Annotated in this window: 22 protein-coding genes; 7 read left to right on the forward strand and 15 right to left on the reverse strand. The window is 33.6% G+C overall.

Annotation, left to right across the window (positions count from 1 at the left end; all coding sequences use genetic code 11):
* Positions 1 to 383: 383 nt before the first annotated feature.
* The 5 genes from NK213_RS10010 to NK213_RS10030 all read right to left on the reverse strand — a co-directional run bounded on the left by NK213_RS10010 (position 384) and on the right by NK213_RS10030 (position 4,400).
* Positions 384 to 614 carry a hypothetical protein gene (locus NK213_RS10010; RefSeq protein ID WP_253348818.1) on the reverse strand — a complete coding sequence of 77 codons (231 nt, stop codon included), beginning with the start codon at positions 612 to 614 and terminating at the stop codon, positions 384 to 386.
* Positions 615 to 664: 50 nt separating this feature from the next.
* Complete coding sequence (locus NK213_RS10015) at positions 665 to 2,419, reverse strand: aldehyde ferredoxin oxidoreductase N-terminal domain-containing protein (RefSeq protein WP_253348819.1); 1,755 nt, start codon at positions 2,417 to 2,419, stop codon at positions 665 to 667.
* On the reverse strand, positions 2,409 to 2,828 hold the full coding sequence (locus NK213_RS10020) for a 4Fe-4S dicluster domain-containing protein (protein WP_253348820.1): 420 nt from the start codon (positions 2,826 to 2,828) through the stop codon (positions 2,409 to 2,411). The genes NK213_RS10015 and NK213_RS10020 overlap by 11 nt, the downstream gene beginning before the upstream one ends.
* A 377-nt stretch (positions 2,829 to 3,205) precedes the next feature.
* Positions 3,206 to 3,844 (reverse strand): hypothetical protein, encoded by a 639-nt coding sequence (locus NK213_RS10025; protein WP_253348821.1) that lies wholly within the window; start codon positions 3,842 to 3,844, stop codon positions 3,206 to 3,208.
* A gap of 70 nt (positions 3,845 to 3,914) precedes the next feature.
* Positions 3,915 to 4,400, reverse strand: coding sequence for a flavodoxin (locus NK213_RS10030; protein ID WP_253348822.1), 486 nt, complete (start codon positions 4,398 to 4,400; stop codon positions 3,915 to 3,917).
* 294 nt (positions 4,401 to 4,694) lie between these two features.
* On the opposite strand from NK213_RS10030, the gene NK213_RS20650 reads away from it, so the two are divergent.
* The gene (locus NK213_RS20650) at positions 4,695 to 5,744 is read left to right on the forward strand and encodes a bifunctional transcriptional activator/DNA repair enzyme AdaA (RefSeq protein WP_371926409.1); all 1,050 of its coding nucleotides are present in this window, start codon (positions 4,695 to 4,697) and stop codon (positions 5,742 to 5,744) included.
* A 78-nt stretch (positions 5,745 to 5,822) separates the two neighbouring features.
* Positions 5,823 to 6,740 (forward strand): DMT family transporter, encoded by a 918-nt coding sequence (locus NK213_RS10045; protein ID WP_253348823.1) that lies wholly within the window; start codon positions 5,823 to 5,825, stop codon positions 6,738 to 6,740.
* Between the two features lie 98 nt (positions 6,741 to 6,838).
* On the opposite strand, the gene NK213_RS10050 is transcribed toward NK213_RS10045, so the two are convergent.
* From NK213_RS10050 to NK213_RS10070, 5 genes are all read right to left on the reverse strand, one after another.
* Complete coding sequence (locus NK213_RS10050; RefSeq protein WP_253348824.1) at positions 6,839 to 7,177, reverse strand: hypothetical protein; 339 nt, start codon at positions 7,175 to 7,177, stop codon at positions 6,839 to 6,841.
* Positions 7,178 to 7,271: 94 nt separating this feature from the next.
* Positions 7,272 to 8,582 carry a VanW family protein gene (locus NK213_RS10055; RefSeq protein ID WP_253348825.1) on the reverse strand — a complete coding sequence of 437 codons (1,311 nt, stop codon included), beginning with the start codon at positions 8,580 to 8,582 and terminating at the stop codon, positions 7,272 to 7,274.
* Positions 8,583 to 8,791: 209 nt separating this feature from the next.
* Positions 8,792 to 10,837, reverse strand: a complete 2,046-nt coding sequence (locus NK213_RS10060) for an RNA degradosome polyphosphate kinase (RefSeq protein WP_253348826.1) — start codon at positions 10,835 to 10,837, stop codon at positions 8,792 to 8,794.
* Positions 10,838 to 10,855: 18 nt separating this feature from the next.
* On the reverse strand, positions 10,856 to 12,379 hold the full coding sequence (locus NK213_RS10065) for a Ppx/GppA phosphatase family protein (protein WP_253348827.1): 1,524 nt from the start codon (positions 12,377 to 12,379) through the stop codon (positions 10,856 to 10,858).
* Positions 12,379 to 13,329, reverse strand: a complete 951-nt coding sequence (locus tag NK213_RS10070) for an ROK family protein (protein ID WP_253348828.1) — start codon at positions 13,327 to 13,329, stop codon at positions 12,379 to 12,381. Before NK213_RS10070 ends, NK213_RS10065 begins: the two co-directional genes overlap by 1 nt.
* Before the next feature lie 696 nt (positions 13,330 to 14,025).
* Here NK213_RS10070 and ahpC point away from each other — a divergent pair.
* Together ahpC and NK213_RS10080 are read left to right on the forward strand one after the other, a co-directional pair.
* Positions 14,026 to 14,589, forward strand: a complete 564-nt coding sequence (ahpC, locus tag NK213_RS10075; RefSeq protein ID WP_253348829.1) for an alkyl hydroperoxide reductase subunit C — start codon at positions 14,026 to 14,028, stop codon at positions 14,587 to 14,589.
* 102 nt (positions 14,590 to 14,691) lie between these two features.
* Positions 14,692 to 15,324 carry a thioredoxin family protein gene (locus NK213_RS10080; RefSeq protein WP_253348830.1) on the forward strand — a complete coding sequence of 211 codons (633 nt, stop codon included), beginning with the start codon at positions 14,692 to 14,694 and terminating at the stop codon, positions 15,322 to 15,324.
* A 428-nt stretch (positions 15,325 to 15,752) separates the two neighbouring features.
* On the opposite strand, the gene hydE is transcribed toward NK213_RS10080, so the two are convergent.
* The 5 genes from hydE to NK213_RS10105 all read right to left on the reverse strand — a co-directional run bounded on the left by hydE (position 15,753) and on the right by NK213_RS10105 (position 21,968).
* Positions 15,753 to 16,841: a [FeFe] hydrogenase H-cluster radical SAM maturase HydE gene (gene hydE, locus NK213_RS10085; RefSeq protein WP_253348831.1), complete on the reverse strand. Its 1,089-nt coding sequence runs from the start codon at positions 16,839 to 16,841 to the stop codon at positions 15,753 to 15,755.
* A 4-nt stretch (positions 16,842 to 16,845) separates the two neighbouring features.
* Positions 16,846 to 17,982: a cysteine desulfurase family protein gene (locus NK213_RS10090; RefSeq protein ID WP_253348832.1), complete on the reverse strand. Its 1,137-nt coding sequence runs from the start codon at positions 17,980 to 17,982 to the stop codon at positions 16,846 to 16,848.
* Positions 17,983 to 18,666: 684 nt separating this feature from the next.
* Positions 18,667 to 20,097, reverse strand: coding sequence for an NADP-dependent glyceraldehyde-3-phosphate dehydrogenase (locus NK213_RS10095; protein ID WP_253348833.1), 1,431 nt, complete (start codon positions 20,095 to 20,097; stop codon positions 18,667 to 18,669).
* A gap of 178 nt (positions 20,098 to 20,275) precedes the next feature.
* Positions 20,276 to 21,172, reverse strand: coding sequence for an alpha/beta fold hydrolase (locus NK213_RS10100; protein WP_253348834.1), 897 nt, complete (start codon positions 21,170 to 21,172; stop codon positions 20,276 to 20,278).
* A 25-nt stretch (positions 21,173 to 21,197) separates the two neighbouring features.
* Entirely contained in the window at positions 21,198 to 21,968 is a 771-nt protein-coding gene (locus NK213_RS10105) for an SDR family oxidoreductase (protein WP_253348835.1), read from the reverse strand.
* A gap of 203 nt (positions 21,969 to 22,171) precedes the next feature.
* Between NK213_RS10105 and NK213_RS10110 the strand changes: the two genes are divergently transcribed.
* The 3 genes from NK213_RS10110 (at position 22,172) to NK213_RS10120 (ending at position 24,582) form a co-directional block, all read left to right on the forward strand.
* Entirely contained in the window at positions 22,172 to 22,987 is an 816-nt protein-coding gene (locus NK213_RS10110; RefSeq protein WP_253348836.1) for a sulfurtransferase, read from the forward strand.
* Positions 22,988 to 23,189: 202 nt separating this feature from the next.
* Positions 23,190 to 24,023, forward strand: a complete 834-nt coding sequence (locus NK213_RS10115) for an endonuclease VIII (protein WP_253348837.1) — start codon at positions 23,190 to 23,192, stop codon at positions 24,021 to 24,023.
* Between the two features lie 67 nt (positions 24,024 to 24,090).
* Positions 24,091 to 24,582, forward strand: a complete 492-nt coding sequence (locus tag NK213_RS10120) for a type III pantothenate kinase (RefSeq protein ID WP_253348838.1) — start codon at positions 24,091 to 24,093, stop codon at positions 24,580 to 24,582.
* The last annotated feature ends 55 nt before the right edge of the window (positions 24,583 to 24,637 follow it).

A 24,637-nucleotide genomic window follows, 5' to 3' on the forward strand; every position in this document is an offset into this window, starting at 1 on the left:
AAATGAAATATTAGACTTAATTTACATTCTAAGATAGTTATAAGCTACATGTGTACGTTTTAATACAGTGAAAGCATTTACATTCTAAGATAGTTATATTAATACCCTACACGTAAAAAGCCTTTTATTTATTATACCTCAAACAAGCGTTTCTGTCGACCACTTTTTTTCGTCTGTTCAAAACATGACACAATAATGTCACACTCAGCATAAAAACCCACACCAGACATTGAAAGATAAAGATTTGTCGACCTCAGGTATTTTTTCCCTTACCAGCAATCGACAGAATTTTTGTCACTAAATCAATATAATTTCCCAAGTCAAAAGGCCGGACTAACTCCGACCTTTCCATACCCTAGTAACATTCAAAATAAAATACAAACTTATCCTCCGATAATTCTGGTAAAAACCTTCAATACCTCAGAATCACTGACAATTTCAGACATACGTTTCACCTTACCGTCTAAATGTACAAATCCAATCTCGTCAAAAGGAAGCCCGCTCTTTTTCAGCACATCTTCCACACTGCTTCCTTTTGGCACTTCTACTTCCAGAAAGTCCTTCCCGTCTGCATATCTCTTAAACCAGGAAGTCAACAGAAGTTTTACTTTCATCATTATCACCTTCCATTTTCATTCTGCACAAAATCCGGCTGTTAACAACCCTACACTTCCCTGTTCATAAGCTCTTCATTCTTGCTTATAAATTTATCTATTAATTCCTGTGCAATTTCTGGACTCAGCTTTCCGTTCATACTCTCGGTTTCAAAAAATCTTTTAGGAAATTTTATATCTCTTTGATTATAGCCAAGAGCCTTTTTTATACGCAGCTTTGTTCTGTAAATTCTTTCAGATATTGCAGTAAGTTCCTCATCTGTTGTTTCTCTGCCGATAGAATTCAAAACTTTCAAAACTTTTTCCCTGCTGTATACCTTTCTTGCGAACAGGCATATTATCAGAGAATTAAGCATACATCTTTCCACTTCTACTTTATAAAGCTTATCCACCAGTTTATCCCCGTCAAATTCTCCGTCACCGCTCTGATCTATAGAATATCCTCCATTGCATAAATGCGAGTGCCTCGTTCCCACGGCTGCTCCAACAAGCGCGCCGTAACCTGTGTGATATCCCGCCATTTCATTTTTTGATATTTCCATTGCAAAGTCTGATCCGCCGTATTTTGCCGAAACATAAGCAGACCCCTTGCCAAGATCCCTGTAAAATTCATTTATTCCTTTAGCTGTATATTCTATAGCTTTCGCATAACTTTCAGAATCTCCGAAAGCTAAGGGAAGCATCGTCTGTTCCTCTGTTATCATACCTTTTGCCAAAGCCTCGGTTGCCCATCCAAGCACCACTCCCATGGACATTGCATCAAATCCTGTTTTCTCCACATGATCAATTAAATTCAATACCTCTTCTGAAGTCTTAACCCCGAGAAAAGTCCCAAGTGAAAATATCAGTTCATAATCATACGCCACTGTAAGTGACTCATATTCATGCCCTTTGTCAAACTGCCTTCTCAGCTGCCCAATATGTATGCATCCCACAGGACACCCGGTGCATGACATTTTTCTCACAAGATTTTTATCTGCAAAAGTTTCTCCTGATATATCTTCACTGTTTTCAAAAGATGTCTGCTGGAGATTTCGTGTGGGAAGAGCTCCGGCAGCATTCAGCGGCTCTATATTAACAGGTGTTCCCAGATCATGATATTTTGTCATGGCTGTTGTTTCACTGCATTCTTTATATATTTCCTGATATGTTGAAAAATAATTTTTAAAATCTTTAATTGGAATATCCTTATCTCCTATTGTCAGAACAGCTTTTAGATTTTTACTCCCAAAACATGCTCCAAGCCCCAGCCTTCCAAAATGTCTGAAAATATCCACACATACACATGCGAAACTGCTCAGATTTTCTCCCGCCGGACCAATACTTACTATACTTCTCTTCCTGTGACCTTTTTCTCTTTCACGAAGTATTCTCTCTACTTCATTGGGATCTAAGCCCCACATTGCCCTTGCATCTTTGAATTCCACATTATTCTTCTTTATAGATACGTAAACCGGCTTATCTGACTTTCCGGTAATTACCATTGCATCATATCCCGCATAAAACAAAGACATTGCCATTCTTCCGCCTGCATAGCTTTCACCGTACTCTCCTGTAAGCGGTGATATGAAAGTTGCTACTGTTTTTGTAATAACCGGGAATATTGTACTTGCAGCCCCTATAGCAAATATTACCGGCTGTCTTTCATCCAGAGGATCAAGACCGGGATGCATGTTTTCTTCAAGAAGCTTCGAAGCTACACCCACTCCTCCAAGATATTCATACAGATCTTCTCTGTGTTCTATTCTCACTTTTTTAGCAGTAAGATCTACATGTAATACTCTTATATATTTTTCATAAATCATTTCCTGCCTCCTCCATTCTTAGACAATCATGCGGGCAAAATCTGGCACATGCACCGCAATGTTTGCATATTATCGGTCTGTCTTCTGTTTCATCCCAATGAACTGCATTTACTATACATGCCTGTTCACAAGAACCGCATCCTATGCATTTCTCCGAAATGAATTTCACACCGCCGCCGGCTCTTTTTTCCAATGCTCCGGATGGGCATGATTCTGCGCAGGCTCTGTCATTTTTACATGCAAGACATACTATTCCTACGAATCTTCCCGCTATACCTCCGCTCGTTCTGATTTTTATAGCGCTTTTAGTTAACGAATGACTCTTATGATTTACTATAGAACATATATTCATGCATGTAAAACAACCGAGACACTTTTTCATTTCATCTGCCCGAAGTACTTTTGACACTTCCATCACCTCTTTAAATTCTCTTTTTCTTCCTCTTCCAAAGGCTGTACTTATCCAATATCTTTTTTGTTTCTGCCCAAATAAAATATTTTAACTAACAAATAATTTGACGTTAAAATATACTATCAAATGAAATTTTGTTTATTCCATTTTATTTATTTTACCTCGATTTTGTGAAAAAATCAACAATTTCACAAATTTTTTATATATTATTTTTTTACTGATAATTACTTTTTTATCCTGAATTCTAAGGCTGATAAATCAATCAGCAAATTATATGACAGATTTTTTTTGTTTTTTATTATAATTTATATCTCATATTTTTTCACAATTTCCCTTATTACAAAAAAAAGCTGCCATTACGGCAGCCTGATCCATTATAAATCATTAAGCATATCTTGTTTTATTTTTTCTTTTTGCTTCTTTTCATTTTCTATTCTGATTCTCTGAAGTTCTTTTTCTTCTGTCTCGCCTTTAATCACTCTGTCATACTGTGTAGGACTCTGATAATAAAAAGTTATCATATCAGGATCAAAAATAATAAAAAAACTATTCTCCCTGTCTCTTGTAATAAGCATCTTTAATTCATCAGTATTTGTCTCTATTATTTTCCCTTTATATTTAGTACTGTAAGTATCCTGCAGTCCTCTTGAAATTTCCGCATCTGCCCGTCCAAAGCCGATCCAGCTTACCAGCCTGTCATTTTCATAATTTAACTTCAGTTCTGACAATACCATTCCCGCAAAATTAATATTAGTGAATATTAACTCATTTCCACGGTCTGTATAATTTTTTCCTTCAAAAAATTTTATTGCTGTATCTTTTGAAGTATTCCATTCAAAAGCCCTGAAATTGAAATCTTTTCCGGTTTTCGGAAGAAAGTAATCACTTTTTCTCATAAGAAGTTCTTTTTCAGCATAATGACTTCTTATTATCTTTTTAGTGTCTATCCCCGTTATATCAGAAAATGAAATGCAAAAGAAAGCTAATGTCATTGCAAATATAATTTTCTTCATTCCATCCCTCCTAAAAACATTATTCATGTTATAATTTTACATTATAATCGAAAAAATTTCAACTATGCAGTTAAAATGCTTCCATAATATTATCTACCCAAGTCTCTACCATTGTTTCCATATTGTATTTTGTCTGTTTCAGCGGATTTAAAAATTCCATTTCGCTTATCACTTCATTTTCATAAAGTTCTTTTTTCATGTTTTCCAGCGCTTTTCCCATTCCGCCTTTACCACAGCTAAATAAAGCTACTTTCTTTTCCTTTATTTTATTCTCTGAAAAAAAAGTCTTTAATGCCGGAGCATAATTCAATTTCCATACCGGTGTCCCCAGAAAGATAAAATCATAAGAATCAACATTCTTTTCCAACGGAAAGAGTTCAGGGTGTTCATTTGCAAAAGCCTGTTTTCCGCCAAAAATATATTTTAGTATTCCCTTAGCTTTTACATCTGCTTTAGGTTTCAATTCCAAAATTTCGGCATTCACGCTTTTACTGATCTCTTCTGCCACATACTTGCAATTTCCTTCAAAAGAATAATAAACTATCAAAATTTTCATACTATTTCTCCTCACTAAAATAATTATAAAAATTTACATAATCTCAATTGCTAGAAATTTTTTATTTAATTGCCAAATATCAGTGTTATAGATGTGTTTCTGTTGAATAGAATATTTTCTCTTTGTAAATGATATCACATTATTTATTTAATATCTACCTCGATATATAAAGTTTATATATTTTTTCTTAAAAAATTAATTTTAAATAAACTTTACACAAAAAAATATATGTTAATTTTTCGGTTGAAAAAATCCTCTGATATCAGGTATACTAAAATAAAAAGGAGTATGTCCATGAAACTGAAATTTGAAGAAATGTATAATGCTTTATTAAATAAAGACAGTTCTTATGAAGGAAGTTTTTTTGCCGGAATAAAAACTACAGGAATATTCTGTCGTCCTACATGTACCGCAAGAAAACCCAAAAAAGAAAACGTAGAATTTTTTTCTACAAGTAAAGAGGCAGTATCGCATGGATACAGACCCTGCAAAGTCTGCCATCCGCTGGAACATTTAGGTTCTACTCCGGAGTTTATAAACATCATTCTGGAAAAGCTGGAGAAAAATCCTGATGAAAAAATAAAAGACAGTGATCTTTTTGAATTGAATATAGAACCAAACAAAGTAAGAAGATGGTTCAAAAAAAATCTTAATATTACTTTTCATGAATATCAGAGAATGTTAAAAATAAATTCTGCACTGCATCAGATTTCCAGCGGGGAAAAGGTAATCGATTCGGCTTTTGACAGCGGATATAGTTCACTCAGCGGTTTTTCGCACGCTTTTAAAAATGCTACAGGGACTATCCCGTCAGATTCTGCTGAAATAAATGTTATTAATATAATGCGTTTTACTACTCCTCTGGGTCCAATGACTGCATGTGCCGATGAAAACGGTGTGTATCTTCTGGAGTTTTCTGACAGAAAAAATCTTGAAGACGAACTTGAATATCTAAAAAAAGCATTTCATGCCAAAATTATTTTCGGGCAAAATAAATATCTTGATATGCTGAAAGAACAGATTGACGAGTATTTTTCCGGTAAAAGAAAGAATTTTGACCTTCCGCTGCATACTCCGGGAACTGATTTTCAAAATCTTGTATGGAAAAAATTACTTGATATTCCATATGGAGAACACAGATCATACAAAGATCAGGCATTAGCCATAAATAATCCAAAGGCTGTGAGAGCTGTGGGGAAGGCTAACGGTTCAAACAGAATTGCTATAATAATTCCGTGCCACAGAATAATCGGAGGAGACGGAAAACTTACAGGCTATGCCGGTGGTCTGTGGCGTAAACAGTGGCTTTTGGAATTCGAAAAGAAAAACAGCAGCTCTCAATAATTTTTTTAAGTATCTATTGTTATTTTTTATATCTTGTGATACAGTTATAATAGTTGATTTTATTTCTACGGAGGACTTATGAAGAACAAAAAATGGATCGGAATTCTCATGGTTATAATAAGCTCTATTTTATGGGGAGTTTCCGGAACAGTATCACAGTATTTATTTAACAATGCCTCTGTATCTGTATCATGTGTAGTTTCCATAAGGATGTTTACCGCGGGCATTATGCTCATAATTATATCTCTTTATAAAGGAAATAAAGATAAAGTTACAGGAATATGGAAAGATAAATATTCACGTTTTCACATAATAATTTATTCCGTTTTCGGAATGCTGGGAGTCCAGTTTACATATTTTACCACTATTGCGAAAAGTAATGCGGCTATTGCCACTTTGCTGCAATATCTGGCTCCTGTTATAATAATTGTTTATTATCTGATACGTTTAAAACAAAAAATATCATTATCAGAGACAGCAGCACTTTTTATGGCTCTGGGCGGTACGTTTCTTCTGCTTACGAATGGTAATACAGAATCACTTACCATCTCCGGCGAAGCATTTTTCTGGGGACTGCTTTCTGCATTTGCCCTTGCTTTTTACACAATTTATGTAAAAAAACTTCTAAAATGGCCTTCATCTGTTATCATAGGATGGAGCATGGTTATAGGAGGATTCCTGCTGGGATTATTTGTTCCCGACTGGGGAGCAGTGAGGGATTTTATGCGTACTGATATTTTATTATCTATGTTATTTATAGTAATTCTCGGTACTCTCATACCATTTTACTTTTTCATTGAGAGCCTGAGATATATTAATGCAAAGGAAGCTTCGCTTCTCAGCTGCAGTGAACCATTATCCGCACTGGTGACTTCCATTATATGGCTTCATGTAAGCTTTGGGATATATCAGTTTGCAGGAGCATTCCTGATCATACTTATGATTGTGATGCTCACACTTACTTCAGAAAATAAAAAAACCAAAAATAAATCCTGATTTTATCGGAATCTCAAAACAGCCTCTGTTTATGAACTTAATATCTAAGGCTGTTTTTTTAATGCATAATTATTTGAACAAATTAAATATTTTCTATTTTATATACAGTGTTCAAAATATGATGCTAAAGAATAATCAGCACTTTCAAAAAAATAACAGCTCACTGATGCTGAAATAATCGAATACTTTAAACCTTCATTTTGTGTAAATGTATGCTTCCAGCGATATTGGTCATACTGTTCTGCTTCTATGGAAACAAGCCCGTATAAATCAGTGGGGATATCAATTTTCAAAACATCTGTGAACAACAGATCTGTAATAATTTTATTATTCTCAATTGCCCGCAGTAATAATGTTCTGTGGGATACACTGTATTTCCACAGACGAAATTTCTTGTTTTGAATGATATTATTGATTTCCGAAATATCTTTAATCATAAAAATCCCTTCTTGGTTCAAATATAGAAAAAATGACCGGTTTTTTGCCCGGTCATTTTATAGTATCGCTGTAAAACGATTACCTGATGATATTTTATAAACTTGAATCTCCGCTTTCTACAGCCGGAGTCAATACTACTACTCTTGCTTTCGGCGGATAATAATTACTTGACAATACTTCTTTTGTCTCATTTCCATTTTTAACTGTTACTCTGTAAGTCGTTGCTTTTATACCGTCTCTTCCGTTAGTTGCTTTTCCGGATTTTACTGTTTTTGTTTTTCTTGGTATACTTCCGTTTACTACTGCAAACAGTTTTACTTCATCTGCTTTATCGCTTCTGTTTCCGTATACTTTGATGTTTATTTTATTACCGACTACATTTGCTACTACATAAACAGGATTCTGAAAATTATTCTGCATTTTCAAATCCAGATTTCCATAGTCTACCACGGCATCTCTTCCAAGTGCTACATATGAAGACGGAATTGAATGATTACTTCTTTCTACTATTTTCAATCCTGAAAGAGCTCCGGCATTGAATAATGTCGACGAAACCTGACATACTCCTCCGCCAAGACCTTGTTCTATCTCACCGTTTACTATAACAGGCGCACTTTTATATCCGTTTTTCGGATTACGCATTCCTGTACTGTCATTAAATGACAAAGTTTCCTGCGGATCAAGAAGAACATCATTTATCGATTTTACCGCGAGTCTTATATTCTCACTTCTTCCGTATACTCCTGCATTAAATGTAGTAGTATACTCACCGAGAAGAGTATTCACAGGACTCAGTTTTTCTCTGGTTACTTTCGCAACAGCTGTTTCAGCCACAAGACTAATGTCATCATGTTTAGCATATTTTATGCTTTCCTTTACAGCATTTAAAGTCTTTTCTATGTTAATTTTCTTACCGTTTACCTCGTCTACCACAGAAATCTGATCCTCATTAATCACAAGTCTCGCATCCTGCTCTTTTACATCCACTTCGGAAGCTATCTTAACAAGTTCATTTTTCAAAGCCTCCTCATCAATAGTATAATGAAGCGGTAAACTTACCTTTTTCCCTAAAGCTTTCAAAGCGAATATCTTAGCCTTGTTTTTCAGAAAATTACTCTTTCTTCCGACATTGTATGCATCATTCACCACAGTATCAGAATCAACTTTATATGATATACTGTCACCAGATATCATAAATTCCTTACCTTCATAATTTAATTTTACATTTTCTAATTTTATCTCATCTATCTTCTTCTTTGCTGTTTCTTTGGATGTATCAGATAAATCAACACCGGATACTGATATATTATTATATATCTTCTCCGTATCTCTTGTAAAATATAAAAACGCACCGCCAAAAAGTAAAAATACACCTGTTATTATCAGTGTTACCTTTTTCCACATTTTCCTTTTAAACCTCCTTCTAAAAATATTGTTAATAAAGTTAGCACTTCTATTATAATATTTTCATATACACTAAATCAAATATTTTTTATGAATTTTAATTGTATATTTTATATATCTTATAAATTTTTATAACAAATCCTTGAAAATACTGCGTCACAATAAGCTGAAACGGATTTTTAGTTATATATAATTTCATAATTAATGTTTTAAATGTTCGTATCTCTCTTTTTAGCAAGTTTATAAAATTCACTTTGTGCATTTATCTTCTTTGATGATCTTGCATTTGAATTCCTGTATGTACCATCCGGCTCCAGAATTCTTCTTTTTACATTATCAGTGAGATTCAGTTCCAGTATCTTTGTCACCTGCTTTTTCAAATCCTCATCTTCCACAGGAAACATAATTTCGATTCTTCTGTCCAGATTTCTTGACATCAGATCGGCACTTGAAAGATATATTTTATTCTCTCCGTCATTCTCAAAGTAATAAATTCTGCTGTGTTCAAGATATCTGCCTACTATACTGTATACCTCTATATTTTCCGAAATATCTTTTATTCCCACCTTCAAAGAACATGCACCCCTTATTACCAGCTTTATCTCTACACCTGCCCTTGAAGCATCATACAGCTTTTCTATCATTTCTTTATCTGTAAGGGAATTCGCCTTCATTATAATGCCGGTCTTTTTCCCTGCCTTCTGATTTTCTATCTCATTGTCTATGAGTTCATAAATCTTGGTTCTCAGATCATTTGGAGCCACTGCTATTTTATTCCAGTATCTTGACATGGAAAATCCTGTAAGTGTATTAAACAGATAAGAAATATCCGTGCATAAATCCTCATTAGTGCTGAAAAATCCAATATCGGAATATAACTTTGCAGTATTATCATTATAGTTCCCTGTACTCAAATGAACATATCTCTGTATACCTTCAGCTTCCTGTCTGACTATCAACAGAAGTTTTGCGTGTGTTTTCAGTCCTTTCAGACCATATATCACATGACATCCGGCTTTTTCCAGTTCTTTTGCCCAGGTAATATTCTGCTCCTCATCAAATCTCGCCTTTATTTCCACAAGAACTGTAACTTGTTTACCGTTGTTAGCTGCATCTTTCAGAGCTTTTACTATTGGCGAGTGTCCGCTGACCCTGTACAAAGTCTGTTTTATTGCCAGCACTTTAGGATCATTTGCTGCTTCTGTTACAAGATCAATAACAGGTTCAAAGCTTTCATAAGGAAGATGATATATTATCTCTTTCTGCTTCATTATATCAAAAACAGATTCATTTTCCTGAAATTCTTCTATTAAAACAGGCGGCTCGGAATTAAATTTCAGTTTACTCCTGTCTACTCCGGCCCATAACTTCATAAGAAATGTAAGATCTATTGGTCCGTCAATTCTGTATACATCTGATTTTTTCAGTTTCAGTATATCTTTCAAATATTCTCTTGTTTCCTTTTCTATTGATTCACAAATTTCAAGCCTTACAGGGCTTCCCCATTTTCTGTTTTTTATTGATTTTTCTATTTTACTAAGCAGATCTTCTGCATCATCCTCGTTTATTATAACATCCGAATCTCTTGTCACCCTGAATTCAGAGGCCTTCTTTATGCTGTATCCCTCAAAAAGAGTCCCTATGAATTCTTTTATTATTTCCTCGATAAGAATAAATCTGTATCCGTTTCTTCCCGGCAGCTTAAACATTCTGTTTACTATTGACGGCACCTGAACAAACGAATATCTGTCTTTCTCCTTTTTTAACTCTACTATTATATTAAGGCTTTTATTCTGTAAAAGCGGAAAAGGTCTGCTGCTGTCTATTGCTGTGGGGGTCAGAATTGGAAACAGTGTTTCTTCAAAGTATTCTTCCGCTGCTTTTTTTTCATCATCTGAAAGCTCTTCATATTTCAAAAAAACAATTTTATTTTCTTCAAGCTCTGGTATAATGCCGTTTTTATATATTGAATACTGCTTTTTAATTAAGGCTTCTATTCTGTCCTCTATTTTTTCCATTTGCTGTATCGGAGTCATACCGGCAATATCTTTTTGTGTAAATTTACTGTCTATCTGGGCTTTTAACGCTGCTATTCTAATCATAAAAAACTCGTCCAGATTAGAAGAAGTTATGGAAATAAATTTACACTTTTCCAACAAAGGATTACCCGGATATTCTGCTTCGCTCAGCACTCTGTCGTTAAATTCCAGCCAGCTTAATTCTCTATTTATAAAATATTCAGATTTATATTTCATAAGTCTCCTCACCCTAAATTATTTATTTATAATCAAATGTGTTTTCAAACCAAATACATTCTCAAAAACTTCTTTTTTCTCTTCGAATTCCAGTTTTTCCAAAAAAATCATCTCTTTTAGTTTCACATTAAAATAAATATCATTTTCATCACTTGTAATTTCCATATCATCTATTTTCTGCTCCATACTGGAATCAAGTGATTCAGCTAATTTTAGTATAGCTGCCAGTTTTGCCACAGACAGTTTTTCTTCTTTGCTTATAGATTTGCTGTTCTCCAGCTCCAGAATATCATCTTCAAAATATTTCAGTATTTTTGAGATAAAAAGATGCTCTCTTGCAGTTATCCCGAATATCCCCGCTGCTACTAAAATATCTCTGGAAAAATTGATATAGTTTTCAAGTGTAATATACTTCCCTGTTTCCCTGAAAATATTGGCAAGGGTAAGATAATACCTGTCTCTTTTGTTAAGACCGTGTGTTTTATGTACTTTATTAAAAATTTTATCTATTATCTCTTCGAGTTTATCCACATGTTCTTCCATATAATAGTATCTTTTGGCTATTTTTCTTGCACTCTCCACAGATTCTTTCTCTATTTTCCTTCTTATTTTTTCATTTTTAAAAAAGTGAAATTCAGCTATTGAATTGGATAATTTGAAATTCACAAATATAAGTTTATTGCTGTCGAATTTTTGTATTATATTTTTTATGATGTTTACTTTTTGAATAAGCATTTCTGCTTCTATCTTTTTTATATTATAAGCTTTGGCAATTTCTTCCGGCGACTTTTCATAAAGCTTTTTATTATATTCAAAAACCGCCTCTCTCGTAAATTCCTCCACAAAGTCAATTCTTTTTTTGTTCAATATTCTTTCTATATAAATATCAAAGAATTTCCCTGCAAGAATGACTCTTTCTATTTTTATATCCGAAATATTCCTGAATATACCACTCAGGTGTCTTTTTATATACTCATCAATTACTATATTTCTTTTTTTGGTTCCCAGATTCAGTTTCTCAGATACATCTGATAAAACAAGAGAACCTATCTCTATATTGGTATTATAAATATTTATTCCGTTGCTTATAACCGAAAAAGATATATTCCCCGATCCCACATAAACAATCAGATTATTTTTTTCATTATAATCAGCAAGACATTTTTCAAGGCTGACTGATATTTTTTCATAAGCCAGATAGTTTTCATCAAGCTTATCCATTATTAACAAATCAAGACCGGTATTTATTTTCAGCTGATCCTGAAGATAATAATTATTCTTTGCCTTACGTATCGCAGTGGTACCTATAACGACTATCTTGTCCGCCTGATAGCCGTCGGCTATTATTTTCATCTTTTTTATTGTATCTATTATTTCTTTTATTTTATTAAATGTAAGCTTATCCTCAAAAAACACTTCTTTTCCTATCTGTGATACATGTACTGCCTTATCTATTATCTTTACGGCAGTTCCTTTTTTCTGAAACACTTTCATGTAAATACCGTGTGACGCTATACTTATGACGCACAACATATCCTTCATTATTTAACACCCTCCTGTGCAAGCACAAAAGCTCCCATTATTCCTGCATCATCTCCAAGCTGTGCTTTTCTGAATTTTACATTTTCAAAAATACTTCTCATAGCGTAACGCGAAGCTTCTTCTTTTACTATTGGAAGAATTACATCACCGAGTTCTTCAATTACACCTCCTCCGAATACTATAGCTTCAGGATCAAATATATTTATCAGGTTAGCCACGCCCACACCGAAATATTTTGCTGCTCTTTCCACAGTTTCTACTACTACAATGTCTCCTTTGTCATAAGCTGCTTTCAGAGGACCGCTTTTCAAAATACCTTCTTTTTCAAGGCTTTCTTTTATATCTGTAGATTCCCCTCTTTTTATTCTGGCAAGTATTTCTGCCTGAATACCTGTTTTTGACGCCACAGCTTCCAGACATCCTCTCGAACCGCATCCGCAGATTGCTCCGTTACTGTCCACTGTCATATGACCCAGTTCCCCTGCTACTCCCCCTGAACCGGTATAAAGCTTATTATCAATAATAATTCCGCCTCCTATACCTGTTCCTACGAAAATCCCTATAAAATTATTTGCCTTATCCTCAAGAGAGTATCTCCATTCCCCAAGAGTCCCCACATTAACGTCATTCCCCACAAAAACATTAATTTTATACTTTTCTCTGATCAGATTCCCGATAGGATAATTATCCATGGCAATATTAGGAGCAAATTTCACAGTTCCTGTTTTCACATCTACAAGTCCCGGTACTCCTATTCCTATTGCTTTTATTTCATCTTTTTCATTTTTTCCCATAAGATCGTCTATCAGGGAAAACAGCTGCTCTTCTACTGCTTTTATCCCGTTTTTAGCTTTCGTCTTTTTTTTATTTTTATATATAACCGTTCCTTTATCATCGAATAATGCACCTAATATTTTTGTTCCTCCAAGATCTATCCCTATATAACTCATCTAAAATTCCTCCTTTGAAATTTTATTTACAGTTTCATTCTTAGTTGTATTTTACCATAAATATAGTTTTTAGTAACCAATTAATTATTAAAAAATGTCAGTTCCAAAATATATCCACAGGCTTCTCAAGGATGTATTTTTCGTATATAAAAACAGCCCTGCTATCCAGCAGGGACTGTCATAAACATTTTTATTTTTAAGAACATAAAAATAAAAATTTTAATTCTGTTGTTTTCATTCCAAATAAATTATGGGTATGTTTAGGTATAATTTCAAATTTTTTAACAAATTGTTATTTTCATTTGGAATAATTGCAGCAATTTTTGGTTGTTCCATTTGCATTACTTAAATTTTTTTGAAAAGATAGTATTACTACTTATCTTATCGCACTAAATTGTACAGTAAACTTTATTATTTGTCAATAAATTTTCTACATTGTTATGTACTGTATCTCCAGCAAATATCCCTGTACATGAGTAAATTAATATAAGGTTTACTCCCGAACGGAATCATTTCGGGAGAAAGCTGTGATATTCCGACAATCCATATAACAGATTCATATTTTTTTTATTCATCAGAATATCTGCATGGTTTCTAAGTTTTTTTCTTTTTTTATCCATTGACAAACAAAAAAAAATATTATATAATACAAATGTAATAATTACAAAAATAAAACTATTTTAAGGAGGGATTTTAATGTCATTAATAGGAAAAAAATTAGATGATTTTAAAGTTGAATATTATCAAAACGAGGAGTTCAAAACTCTTACATTAAATGATATCATGGGTAAATGGAGTATTTTCTTTTTCTATCCGGGTGACTTCACATTTGTATGCCCTACAGAACTAGGAGATGTTGCTGATCATTATGAAGAATTCCAAAAAGCTGGATTTGAAATTTATTCGGTAAGTACAGATTCTCATTTTGTACATAAAGCATGGCATGATACATCGGAAACTATTAAAAAGATAAAATATCCTATGTTAGGTGATCGTAACGCAATTATTGCTAAAATGTTTGAAGTATATAAGGAAGACGAAGGTGCAGCATACAGAGGAAGTTTTATTGTTAACCCTGAAGGACAGATCATGGCTTACGAAATAAACGAAATGGGTATCGGAAGAGATGCTAAAGACTTACTTAGAAGAGCAAAAGCGGCTAAATTCATCACAGAAAACCCTGGATTAGTTTGTCCTGCTCACTGGGAAGAAGGAAAAGAAACATTAAAACCAGGACTTGATCTTGTAGGTAAAATCTAATTAATAAAACGGGATGACTGATATCCCCTAGAATGGTGTCATTCCATGAAGTCGGCAAGATGCTTCATAATGGCACCATTACTTTATATTCAGGAGGATAAAATGGCTTTATTAGATGAAAATATTGTAAAACAATTAAAAGGATTTTTTGATAAAATCACTGAAGATATAAAAATCATATCTTTTTTAGGAGAAAACGATAAATCAAAAGAACTGGACAGCTTCCTAAATGAAGTTGCCGATATATCAGATTCTCTAAAATACGAATCTTATATGTTTGGTTCGAATAATGAACTTGAAGAATTATATGGAATAAAGAGAGAAACAGCTTTCACTCTTGTAAAAAATAATGAAAAAACAGGAATTAACTTTTTCGGAATACCGGGCGGACATGAGTTTAACAGCTTTGTTCTGGCAATACTAAACCTTGCCGGTCTAGGAAAAAAACTCGATACGGATAAAGCAGATGAGATCAAAGGTATCAGCAAACCGCTGGATATAGAAGTTTTTGTTTCTTTGTCATGTACTCACTGTCCTGATGTTGTTCAGGCTTTGGATTCTATAGCGCTGTATAATGACAATATTACAGTATCTATGATTGACTCGGGAATATATCCTGAAGAAGCAAAGTTAAAAGACATTCAGGCTGTTCCTACTGTATTCATAAATAATAAATTAGCCTCAATAGGTGCGAAAACATTTGATGAATTACTTGAAATAGCAAAAAACAGTTAATAATAAAAGGGTTGCGTCATATGACGCAGCCCTTTCTTTTGTCTTTTTTAACCTCCAGCACTTTGTCTAAGGAAATTATGAGTATATAAAAAGGAAAAACTAAGTTAATAAAGTTACAATGGATCATGCTAAAAGAAAAATAACTTTTTTCTTCAAAAAACTCCTTAAAACCAAGCTTTCAGCTTGGTTTTCTTTTTTTACTTCTACTACACTATATCCAAAAGTTCTGCTAAAAACAACTCTTCTTCCCTACTCTCAAAAAACCTTTATCTTTCTTATATACTACTATTATTTCATACTAATGTGAACTCTGTGTGAAGATTTTTAAAAAAAAATTTCACTTTGACTTCTTATACGCAGTAACAATTATTCAACCATAATTATATAAAAAAATCTGCCCCTCTTATGAGCGGACAGATATTTTTTTATTATTTTTTTCTTTTGAAATGAGGAGAATCTCCCCATTCGCCGTAGCCTACTATATCTCCCACGCTTGAAACCCTTCCTGTGAGACATACTTTGCATTCTTCGGCATTATCATCAATACATGGTTTATTATCATACAGCTGATATTTTTCCCTGTGCTCTTCTATTGTTATTATCGGCATTAATATATTTGCCCCGGCTTTCAGTCCAAGCTCCCTGCCAAGGGGATTCAATGCCTGAAGTGCCGTTGTCGCCGCTATATTAACATCTTTTAGATAGAGTCTTGTTATTGCTACCATCTTTAGTCCTAATACAAATCTTTTGTATTTCTCCTCTTCTGTATTAAGATTATTTTCTATTACGTCTTTTCCCATAGGTGTATCTTTATGTACAACATAAGGACCCATACCTATCATATCAATATCCATTTTTTCAAAAAACAAAATATCATTTACCAGATCTTCCTCTGTCTGTCCGGGAAGCCCTATCATTACTCCAGTTCCTACCTGATATCCAATTTTTTTTAATGTTTTCAGACAGTCTACTCTTTTTTGAAATGAGTGAATATCATTATCGGGATGGATTACCTTATAGAGTTCTTCATTTGTAGTCTCTATTCTCAGCAGATATCTGTGACCGCCTGCTTCAAACCATTCTCTGTATATGTCTTCTGTCTGTTCTCCAAGACATAATGTAAGCCCGAGCTTTCCGTCACTTACTTTTTTTATGTCATGAATCATATCCTTTACAAATTTTTCAAAATTTTTATCCTGTCTTTCACCTGACTGAAGTGTAACAGACCCGTAATTATTTTCATATGCCCATTTGGCCATTTTGATTATTTCATCACCGGTCATATCAAATCTTTCCACACTCTCATTACCAGACCTTATACCGCAGTAATAACAATTTTTGATACATTTATTTGAAAACTCTATTAAACCTCTGTAATAAGCCTTTTTCCCCACATACTTTTCTTTTATGCTGTATGCTTTTTCATACAATTTATTAAGATCATCCTGTTTTGTGAGTTTCATTAAATAAATCAGGTCGTCTTTTGTTAAATTTTCTTTCTCTAATATCTGCTCCAACAAGTTACTCGCCTCTTTCGATTTTTACAATTTCCTTTAGATTCTCAATAAAAAAGTCAATTTCTTCTGCTGTATTATATCTTCCTATGCTGATTCTTATAGTAGATTTCAAGTCTTCTTTTGATAATCCCATAGCCTTTAATACCGGAGACTCTAAAAAAGCTCCTGACATACAGGCAGAACCGGCACTTACACATATTCCCCTGAGATCCAGCGCTACAAGCAGAGTCTGTACATCACAGCCTCTTATGGTAAGACTCGTTACTGTGTTCAGCCTGTCAGCTTCTTCTCCGTTTATTACTACGTCATTTATTTCATTCTTAATTCTCTTTTCCATATAATCATGGAGTCTTTTCTCATTCATCTGTTCCTGAAAAATATTCCCGTATATTACTTCCAGAGCTTTCTGCATTCCAAAAATAGAATTAAGATTCTCTGTACCTGCTCTTCTGTTTCTTTCTTGATGCCCGCCAAATATCTGCTTTTTAACCAGAAAATTTTTATCCAGAAAAACTATCCCTGTCCCCTTCGGTCCGTAAAACTTATGCGCACTTGCAGTAAAAGCTGATATTCTCGATTCTTTTGGATAAAGAATATCCTTTCCTATGCTCTGCACTGCATCAACATGGAAAAAAACAGCTGTTTTGGATAATATCTTACCGATTTCCTCTATCGGCTGGACAACTCCTGTTTCATTATTGGAACTCATAACAGATACCATTATCGTATCAGGTCTTAATGAATCCCTTAATTCGTCTACATTTACCACTCCGTTTTTGTCAGTGTGGAGATAAGTGATTTCGTATCCTTTTTCTTCTAAGTCCAAAAAAGTATTAAGAACTGTCGGATGCTCTATGTCACTTGTTATGATATGTTTCCCCTTATAAGAATAGGCTTCCGCCGCACCCTTTATAACCAGAGTATTTCCTTCAGCACCGCCGGAAGTAAAGATTATCTCTTTTCCTTCAGCACCAAACAGGCCAGCTATTATTTCCCTGCTGTTTTCCAGCAGCTTTTTCGCTTTCTGCCCTGCACTGTGAATAGACGACGGATTTCCATAATATTGTTCGCAGTTCTTTACCATTTCCTGAACTACTTCAGGTAAAATTCTGGTAGAAGCTGCATTATCCAGATAAATCATTTTACAGTTATACTCCTCCGTTTATAATTTATTACCTTATTATACTATATTTTATTTAATTTTTCTATTTCAAAAAATTATTCCCCATTATTTGTAAACAATTTCTATATAAAAAGCAGATTTCGTAAAAAACCTGCTCTAATTTTTATATTAATATCCTACTTACACTTTAGCTTTTCTCTGAAAGCTTGTAATAAAAATCTTCATTTTTTTAATGTTATTGTGTGTATTCAGAATCTTTAAGATGTAAAAATCAATTTTGAAAATAAAAATACTAACATTAAAACAATTAAAATTTTCCCTAGTAAAACATTCGCAGTATATTTGAATTTGTCCTTGTTAAAATTCACCTTACTTCACTCCCTGATACATTCTTTTGCTATATCCCCATCATATTCCTTTTTAATCTTATTGTCAATATTTTTTTTAATAAAATTCTTCAATACAAAAATAACTGCCTTAATACATGGTATTTTAGCAGTTATTTCCTAATTTTATACTGGTATTTTGTCTATCACAGGTATCTGCCAATATCAAAATACATATCCCGTTTCTGATTATCTGAGTTTCTGTCAGAAATAAAAACGGATGCTGATTTATTCAAAAAATTACTTTGTCAAATTTTATATTTTGAATAATAAAATCAGTTTTCAGATTTAGTTCATTGGAAAACTTTCTGTAAATTTAGATATTTATAACAACAGATTTTAATTTCGTCATACTTTCTATACTGTATCTTATCCCCTGGACACCTACTCCGGACTTCTTTATTCCCAAAAACGGAAAGTTATCAGGCCCTCTCTGTGTTTTATTGTTCATATGAACAGTTCCCACTTCAAGCTGGTCGGCTATTTCCAAAGCTCTTGTAGTATCCTTTGTGAAGATAGCAGCCTGAAGACCATATTCTGATTTATTCGAAATCTCTATAGCTTCATTTTCATCTTTTACTCTTATTATTGGAAGTATAGGTCCAAAAGGTTCTTCCCAAGCTATTCTCATATCAAGAGTTACATTGTCGAATACTCCCGGCCATATAAGATTGCCTTCTCTCTTAGGATGGTTAATAACTTTAGCACCTTTTGACACTGCATCATCGATCAGCTCTACTACGAAGTCAGCGGCTTTATTGCTTATAAGCGGTGTTATTTCAGCATTATCAAACGGATCTCCCACTGATAGAGCGCTTACTTTTTTTTCCAGTATTTCTGTCAGTTTATCAGCGACCTCTTCTACTACAAGCACTCTTTTAATAGCAGTACATCTCTGCCCAGAATAGCTGAATGCACCAGCTATGATCTCACTGGCAGCCTTTTCAAGATCAGCATCCTCAAGAACAATTGCTGCGTCTTTCCCTCCAAGTTCAAGTAAAATAGGCTTCATTCCTGATACTTCTCCTATTTTCTCTCCCACTTCAGTACTTCCTGTAAAATTAATGAAGTTTACGTCAGGATGTGCTATCAGATAATCACCTATCACACTTCCTTTTCCTGTAACACTGTTAAGCACTCCCTTTGGAACACCTGCCTCTTCAAAAACCTCTGTAAGCAGAAGACCGCTTATTGCTCCCTGAGTAGGCGGCTTGAATATTACTACATTTCCTCCTATAAGAGCCGGAGCTATTTTTGATGCGGAAAGATTTATAGGATAGTTAAACGGTGCTATTGCCAGCACCACTCCCATAGGCTCTCTTCTTATAATCGCCAGTTTATTTTTACTTGCTGCCTCGAAAGTGTCACCTTTCATAACCTCACCATGTACCCTTATTCCCTCTTCTGCTGTGTATCTTATTAAATCAGCTGTTCTCACTACTTCAGAAACAGCTGATTTCAGATTTTTTGATACTTCTCCGGCAAGAATCTCGCCGATCTCATCTTTTCTCTTTTCCAGAAGCTCTGCAGCTTTATACAAAACTTTCGCTCTTTCCACTATAGGAACCTCTCTCCAGGCTTTCATCGCTGCTTTAGCAGCATTCATTGCCTCGTCTATTTCCTTATGCGTCATAGCCTGTACTTTTCCCATTTCTTTATTATCAATAGGAGAATATATTGTGATCTGCTCTTTTGACTCTTTCCATTCTCCATTTATCAGATTTTTATAATTTTTCATTTCTGCCATAATTCCACCTCGTTTTATTTTGTTCTAAAACCATTTTATCATAAAAATAATTGGAAATAAAATATTATAATCGTATACTATTATTAATTTTGTATATACTACTATCAATGCTTAGTTTGGCAGATATACAAAAAATATATCATTATCTGATATGACATTCTTTTAATTTATGATTAATCTAAGCTTTTTTTTCATATTGTCTATTCAGCCATTCTAATATAGAATCATATATCTCATACTTGTTTATTTCATTTAGAGATTCGTGTCTTCCATTTTTGTTTTCTAAAATATTTATCTTTCTATCTATTGATTTCAGTTTCTTTTTCAGTTTGCTGACACTTTTCCCTCTTCCCGCTGCCATATCTTCAGTACCGTATATCATAAGTAATTTTGCATTCTTATTTATCTTCTTTATATTTCTGCCTGAATCCCCTGTTATTTTCAAAAAGTTTCGAAAAAATCCCGGTGCTGCATAAAAACCGCATTTAGGATCTTCTGCATATTTGACAGTTTCCACCTCATCTCTTGTAAGCCAGTCATATTCTGTCTTATTAGGCTTAAAATGGTTATTATATGACTTAAACACTCTGTTCAAAAGTGACTTTCTTTTTTTTACGAATATTCCTTCAATCCCTGTCCATATCTTTCCAAAAAATATAGAAATGCCATTTATATGCGGATGTCCTGAAAGTATAAATCTTTCTGTTTCAGGATATTCCTCGGCATATTTCAGTGCAAGAACAGAACCAAAGCTATGTCCGAATATCAAAGGCTCTTCTTTAATTATATTTTCTATAAAAAACTTCATATCTTCCAAAATAGTATATGCAGTTTCACCTTTTTCAAAATATATTGGCTTCTTATCTTCCGAAAAATCTCCATGCCCTCTTAAATCAAATATATATACATTATATCCGTTATTGGCAAGAAACTCTGAGAATTCACCGTATCTTTCTTTTGTTTCCATCATACCGTGTATCAATAACACATTCTTTTTTATTTCTGTTCTCTTTGATTCAAAAAATAAATATGAAATTTCTTTATCGTCAAAAGACTTAAACTGTGATTTTAACATAATGCCTCCATTCATTTTATCTGTTTTATCTTTTCTTTTCCTGTATTCTTCTGGCTATATTTACTTTTATTCCCGTAGGGATAAATACTCCCGCTGTTACTGCAAATCTATTAAAAAATCCCGGTATTATCACTGCCCTGTTTTTCATAAGCCCCTTATAGCCGACATATGCCACTTTCTCAGCAGTAACCGGTTTTAATCTGCTGAAAAGCTTTGATTTGGTAAGTTCCGAACTTTTTTCAAATTCTGTTTTCACAGGCCCGGGACACAAAGCTGATACACTTACACCTGTTTTTCTCGTTTCATTTCTTACTGCTTCTGTAAATGACAGCACAAATGCCTTGCTGGCATAATACACGCTCATATAAGGTCCGGGCTGAAAAGCAGCTATTGATGCCACATTTAGTATTTTCCCCGAGTTTCTTTCAAGCATTTCCTGTAAAAAATATTTACTTAATTCTACAAGGACTTTTATATTAAGGTCTATTATTTTTTTTTCTTTTTCAATATCAGTTTCATAAAATTCGCCGAACAGACCTAAACCTGCATTATTTATAAGTATATCCACTTTTATATTTCTTTTTTTTATTTCTTTATAAAGATATTCTGCACCTGTTTCACTTCCAAGATCACAGGGAATCACTTCTATTCTGCTTTCAGGATACATTCTTTCTAATTCTCTGAGTCTTTCTTCCCTTCTTGCTGTAATTACAAGGCTGTATCCCTTTTCTGCAAACAATCTCGAAAATTCATAGCCTATACCGCTGCTTGCCCCTGTTATCAGAACTGTTTCCATACTTCACCCCGTTTCATCTGTTTAGTTAATTATACTATTTTTAAAAATTTTTTCCAAATATATTTGGTTACGATTATGCAGTATATATTTTTTTTAATTCAGCCCTGTTTTTTATTATATGTCCCGGATTTCTGTCCTTGCATATTACCGGCAAATATAATATACTTAAAATATAAAATATTTGTATATAACAAGGAGGTACTATGAGTAAACTTATGAACCCTGATTTTTTAAATGAAAATATGGATAAATATGTTATTCTTGACTGCCGTTTCAGCCTTGGCGATAAAGAATACGGACGAAAATCCTATGATGCCGAACATATAGAGAATGCTGTTTTTATTGATTTTGAAAATGAATTAAGCAGTAAAATAGGAGATCACGGCGGAAGACACCCTCTTCCAAATACGGAAAAATTTCTTGCTGCTATGGAAAAGCACGGCATAAGTGATTCTACAGAAGTAGTTATTTATGATGACGGTGATCTTGCAGGAGCAGGAAGATTATGGTGGCTTTTTAAATATACCGGAAAGGATAATGTTTATGTTCTTGACGGAGGACTCCCCTTATGGAAGAAAAAAGGATACAGAACTTCAAATAAAGAACATAATCCGGAAACTGCCGGAAAACTCTCGGCTAATATTCAAAGTAATATTTTATGTGATGTAAATCATGTAAAAACAAAATTAAATGATCCTGACACTATTCTTGTAGATTCACGTGCTGCTGAGAGATATCAGGGACTTACAGAGCCTGTGGACAGAATACCAGGGCATATTCCCGGAGCAGTTAATTTCCCATATGGAGAGGCCATTGTAAACGGAATGGTTATGAGCAGAGAAGAATTAAACGAGAGATTCAAAGACCTTAATAATAAAAATATTATAGTTTACTGCGGCTCTGGGGTAACAGGCTGTGTTAATTTTCTTCTTCTTGAAGAAATCGGGTTAAAGCCTGTCTTATATTCAGGAAGTTACAGTGACTGGGTAAGCTATCCCGAAAATGAAGTGGAAAAATAATTTTTAAATATGAAGTCTTTTGCTTTTTGAAAGACTTTTTATTTTATAATTTAAAAACAGATCATTCATTCTAAAAAATTGATTTTATTGAGATTTTTTAATCAGTATATAATATATATATGATAAACTCAGTTGACATAATAAACTGAAATTTTATACCATGTTTTCAAAAAATCTATATTTTATATAGAGAGGTGATGATATGCTGGAAATACCGGAAAGTTTTAATCTTGCAAAACAATTGAATCAGACTGTAAAAGATAAAGTTATAAAAAATGTTATTGCTGCTCAGTCTCCACATAAATTTGCATTTTATTTTAATGATAATCCCAATGGTTATAATGCCCTGCTTTCAGGAAAGAAAATAGAGCATGCCGTTCCTGTGGCAGGACAGGTAGAAATCACTGCTGAAAATACACGAATTATATTTACAGACGGAGTAAATGCAAGATACTTGGCACCTAATGAAAAAATCCCTGAAAAACACCAGCTTCTTATAGAGTTTTATGATAACTCACATATTGTCTGCACTGTTCAGATGTATGGTGTTCTTCACGCATTTATTCAAGGGGAAAATGATAATCCTTATTATCATATGGCGAAAGATAAACCGTCTCCTTTGTCAGAAGACTTTGATATCAAATATTTTGAAAAAATAGTGTCTGCTACAAAACCGACATTGTCAGCAAAAGCTCTTCTCGCCACGGAACAGCGCATTCCGGGTCTTGGAAACGGAGTATTACAGGATATTTTATTTATTTCGGGAATTAATCCTAAAACTAAAATAAAATTTCTTGATGATTCTGATATAAAAAAACTTTTCCAAAATATTAAGGAAGTATTAGCTAAAATGACTGAAAACGGAGGGCGTGACACAGAAAAAGATTTATTTGGAAATTACGGAAATTACAAAACTGTTTTATCTGCCAAAACTTATAAAGAGCCTTGTCCGGTTTGTAAAAACGCAGTTATGAAACAGGCTTTTCTCGGAGGGAATATTTATTTCTGCCCTGTATGTCAGCCTTTGAAAGTATAATAAAATTATAAATATTAAAGATATCAGGTAATATAATTAATTAGCTGCATATTTACGGAGGACTTTTATGATTATTGCAATGAGTATAGGAAACACAAATTTTGTACTGGGAACAAAAGAAAAAGACTATATGAATGTTACCAGATATCCTGTGGAATTTATCAAATCTGCCGAAGATTTCATGAAAATTATTACTGAAAATACAGATACCAAGAAGGTCAGCGGAATTATTATTTCATCCGTTAATCCAAAACTCACTCCTCGGCTTGCTGAAACTGTCAAAATAATATTTTCACTATCTCCTGTTATTGTAAATTCCAGTATGAAAATGAAACTGGATTTATCGCTTTATGATACAAAACTGTTTGGAAGTGATCGGATTGCTGCATGTGAAGCTGCTATTGCCAAATATAAAATGCCTGTTATTATTTTTGATTTCGGCACTGCTACTACAATTAACGTAGTAGACTCCAAAAATACATTTTTGGGCGGATCAATTCTCCCCGGGATAAGTATGGGGCTTAATGCTTTATATAAGTGTAGTGCTATAGTAAAGTAGGAACACCAAAATCTAAACAATGATATAATAAAAAAAGAAAGAGGTGTTTTGAAAT

Source organism: Sebaldella sp. S0638, from assembly GCF_024158605.1.
Lineage (GTDB): Bacteria > Fusobacteriota > Fusobacteriia > Fusobacteriales > Leptotrichiaceae > Sebaldella.